A 3717-nucleotide genomic window follows, 5' to 3' on the forward strand; every position below is an offset into this window, starting at 1 on the left:
GAGGCGTCGATGCGGGACTGGACGATGCGGTCGAGGCCTTCTGCAAGGTCTACAACGCGAGCTGGAAGGAACCCGAGCCTTTCCCCGCGTTCATTCCCGGATTGATCCGCTGCGCCGCCCGGCTCGGAGTATTGCGGCTGGGCGTGCTGCGCGTCGATGGTCAGGCGGCCGCGGCGCAGCTGTGGATCAACGCCAGCGGGCGTGCGGTCATCTACAAGCTGGCGTACGACGAGAAATACGCAGAGTTCGGGGTCGGCTCGATCCTGTCCAGGGAACTGTTCCGCATCGCGCTCGACGAGGATGCTGTCGAGGTGATCGACTACGGCGTCGGCAGCGAGGCCTACAAGAAGGACTGGATGTCGTCGGTCCAGCCGCTGGTCGGAACGGAAGCCTTCAATCGATCGAGTGTCGTCGGACTTGCGCTGGGCATGGCCGAGGCATCGAAGCAGCGCCTGCGCCTGCTGCGCCGTGCATTCCAAGCCCGCGCCGGCCTGAGCAAGGCCTGAGCACCGCCGCTGCGCTGCACCCGTCCACAGCCCATACCTCGCGTCCGAAAAGTCCGAATCGTCCGAATCGTCCGACCGAACATGCACAAAGAGGCGTTCCTTCTGCACCAGTTGCCGCTCGTCGCGGCCGAACACAATCCCGACGCTCTTGCCCTCCATGCCAACGGCGAGTGGCTGAGCTACGGCCAGCTGGCAGTTGCCCTGCGGCAATTCGCCGCAGGACTGTCGTCGATCTCGGTCGGGCGCGGAGAACGTGTCGCCATCTACCTCGACAAGCGCGCGGAGACGGTCATCGCCTCCTTCGGGGCTCCCGCGCACGGTGCCGTGTTCGTGCCCGTCAACCCGGTGCTCAAGCCTGAACAAGTCGGCCACATCCTGCGCGACTGCGACGTGCGGGTGCTGGTCACCTCGAGCGACCGGCTCGCCGGCCTCGTGGCGGAACTGGCCCAGTGTCCGGCGCTGCGCCATGTCGTCGTGGTCGGTCCGAGTCCTGCGGTCGCGGGACCGGGCGCCGTTGCACTGCACGGCTGGGAGGAGTTCATGTCCGCCGGCGGCTCGCCGTCGCACCGGAGTGTCGACGCCGACATGGCCGGCATCCTGTACACGTCGGGCAGCACTGGCAAACCCAAGGGCGTCGTTCTGTCGCATCGCAACATGGTGGCCGGCGCAAAGAGCGTGGCCTCCTACCTCGAGAATTGCGGCGACGACGTGCTGCTGGCTGCACTTCCGCTGTCCTTCGACGCCGGATTCAGCCAGCTCACCACGGCCTTCCACGCCCGCGCGCGCGTGGTGCTGCTCAACTACCTGCTGGCCAAGGACGTGGTGAAGGCGGTGGCGCAGCATCGTGTCACCGGCCTCACCGCAGTGCCACCCCTGTGGATCCAGTTGACCCAGTCCCGCTGGGCGGACGGAGCGGGCAGTTCGTTGCGCTACTTCGCCAACACCGGCGGCCGGATGCCGCTGGAGACACTGAAGAGCCTGCGCGGGCTGTTCCCTCAGGCTCAGCCGTACCTCATGTACGGGTTGACCGAGGCCTTCCGTGCGACCTACCTTCCGCCCGAGGAGGTGGATCGCCGGCCCGACTCGATCGGCAAGGCCATCCCGAACAGCGAGATCCTCGTGCTCCGCTCCGATGGCACGCCCTGCGACCCAGGCGAACCCGGAGAGCTGGTGCAGCGCGGCGCGCTGGTCGCTCAGGGCTACTGGAACGATCCCGAGAAGACGGCCGAGCGCTTCCGCCCGCTGCCCGGTCGCGAAGGCGGTCTGGTGTTGCCCGAGCTGGCGGTGTTTTCCGGCGACACGGTGCGACGCGACGACGATGGCTTCCTCTACTTCATCGGCCGCAAGGACGAAATGATCAAGTCGTCGGGCTATCGCATCAGCCCGACCGAGATTGAAGAAGTCCTCTACGGCACCCAATTGATTGGCGAGTGCGCCGCGTTCGGACTGTCTCACGCCACCCTGGGCGAGGCCGTTGCGGTGGTGGTGACGCCGCCACCGGGCAGCACGATCGACCTCGCGGCCCTGACGGCGCTGTGCCGGGAGCGCCTGCCGGCGTACATGGTGCCGGCGCGTATCGAGGTTCGAGATGGGCCGCTGCCCCGCAACGCGAACGGCAAGATCGACCGCAAATCGATCGCCACCGAGTTCCGCAACTCCGCTCCGACAAGCCCATGAGCGTCATTCACGAGGGTCCTGCCTGGCGCTTCCCGGTCGTCGGCGGTGAGCTGAGCGTCGGCGGCCAGCCGTTGTCGCTGCTGGCCGCACGCGTAGGCCGAACGCCGTTCTTCGCCTACGACCGGCGCCTGCTCACGCAACGCGTGCAGGAGCTGCGACAGGCGCTGCCCGACAGCATCAGCCTTCACTTCGCCATGAAGGCCAACCCCATGCCGGCGCTGGTGTGCCACATGGCCGCTCTGGTCGACGGCATCGACGTGGCCTCCGGCGGCGAGCTGGGTGTGGCGCTCGACAGCGGCATGGACCCGCAGGAGATCAGCTTCGCCGGTCCGGGGAAGTCGGAGCAGGAGCTCGGCCAGGCGGTGGCGGCTGGCGTGCTGGTCAATGCGGAGTCGATGCGCGAACTGCGCCTGCTGGCCGACTGGCAGGCCCGCCTCGGCCGCGCTGCGCGCGTGGCCGTTCGTGTCAACCCCGACTTCGAGCTCAAGTCGTCCGGCATGAAGATGGGCGGCGGACCCAAGCAGTTCGGCATCGATGTCGAACAGGTGCCCGCTGCACTGCGCGAGATCGCCGCACTGGGACTGAGCTTCGAGGGCTTCCACATCTTTTCGGGCTCGCAGAACCTGCGTGCCGACTCGATCTGCGACGCCCAGACCAAGACACTCGCCTTGGCCATGCGCCTGGCGGAGCATGCTCCGGCGCCGTTGAAGGTGCTGAATCTCGGCGGCGGCTTCGGAATCCCCTACTTCCCCGGCGAACAGGCGCTGGACCTGGCGCCGATCAGCGCCAATCTCGAACTCATCGCCCAGCAGGCCGCAACCCAGTTGCCGGGTGCGGAACTGGTCATCGAACTGGGTCGTTACCTGGTCGGCGAGGCTGGTGTGTACGTATCCCGGGTCGTCGACCGGAAAGTATCGCGTGGCGAAGTCTTTCTCGTGCTCGACGGTGGCTTGCACCATCAGCTCGCAGCGTCCGGGAACTTCGGGCAGGTGATCCGCAAGAACTACCCCGTCGCGATCGGCAACCGGATGCAGCCCGATCAGCGCGAACAGGCTTCGGCTGTCGGCCCGCTGTGCACGCCGCTGGACCTGCTGGCCGATCGCATGGAACTCGCACAGGCGCAGCCGGGTGATCTGGTTGTCGTTTTCCAGTCGGGCGCCTACGGCCTGACCGCCAGCCCGTCCCGATTCTTGAGCCATCCGGGCGCGCAGGAAGTGCTCGTCTGAGCCGATCGACGAGTTGGAACGGCTCGCTGTCACGAACTCGCAATCCCTCGATCGCGGGATTTCGAGCAAAATCCCGGTTGGCTTTGCAACCGGCTGTGAGGGTCACGCGCCACAAGATACCCCAAGTTACAGGTAGCCCGATGGTGCCCCGATGATGTTGGCTGGGGCGCAGTAAAAGCGAGGTTTAACTCCTGCGCGCCGCGGTTCGAGGTTGCGGGCGAGTATTGGTTGCCCGTTGAAGGTATTGTCATGTTTGCCAATCGCTTGCTGCTGCTGACCCTTTTGAGTGCCTGCGTCGTCGCGACTGC

At 66.4% G+C, this 3717-nt stretch carries 4 protein-coding genes; 3 read left to right on the plus strand and 1 reads right to left on the minus strand.

The annotated features are described in order from the left end of the window. The 3 genes from AB7U92_RS23625 to AB7U92_RS23635 form a co-directional block, all read left to right on the plus strand. Positions 1 to 506: GNAT family N-acetyltransferase (locus AB7U92_RS23625; RefSeq protein WP_428582720.1), on the plus strand; the 506-nt coding region annotated here is incomplete at its 5' end. A gap of 81 nt (positions 507 to 587) precedes the next feature. Beyond that, positions 588 to 2183 carry an acyl-CoA ligase (AMP-forming), exosortase A system-associated gene (locus tag AB7U92_RS23630; protein WP_428582722.1) on the plus strand — a complete coding sequence of 532 codons (1596 nt, stop codon included), beginning with the start codon at positions 588 to 590 and terminating at the stop codon, positions 2181 to 2183. Further along, positions 2180 to 3409 carry a pyridoxal-dependent decarboxylase, exosortase A system-associated gene (locus AB7U92_RS23635; RefSeq protein ID WP_428582724.1) on the plus strand — a complete coding sequence of 410 codons (1230 nt, stop codon included), beginning with the start codon at positions 2180 to 2182 and terminating at the stop codon, positions 3407 to 3409. The genes AB7U92_RS23630 and AB7U92_RS23635 overlap by 4 nt, the downstream gene beginning before the upstream one ends. A 126-nt stretch (positions 3410 to 3535) precedes the next feature. Here AB7U92_RS23635 and AB7U92_RS23640 read toward each other — a convergent pair. Then, positions 3536 to 3717: hypothetical protein (locus tag AB7U92_RS23640; protein ID WP_428582726.1), on the minus strand; the 182-nt coding region annotated here is incomplete at its 5' end.

This window comes from Piscinibacter sp. (assembly GCF_050175855.1).
Classification (GTDB): domain Bacteria; phylum Pseudomonadota; class Gammaproteobacteria; order Burkholderiales; family Burkholderiaceae_C; genus Piscinibacter.

Bases quoted from the DNA above. Each gene is read 5' to 3' on its own strand.
- AB7U92_RS23635 (WP_428582724.1), top strand. From the start codon at position 2,180: ATGAGCGTCATTCACGAGGGTCCTGCCTGGCGCTTCCCGGTCGTCGGC.
- AB7U92_RS23630 (WP_428582722.1), top strand. From the start codon at position 588: ATGCACAAAGAGGCGTTCCTTCTGCACCAGTTGCCGCTCGTCGCGGCC.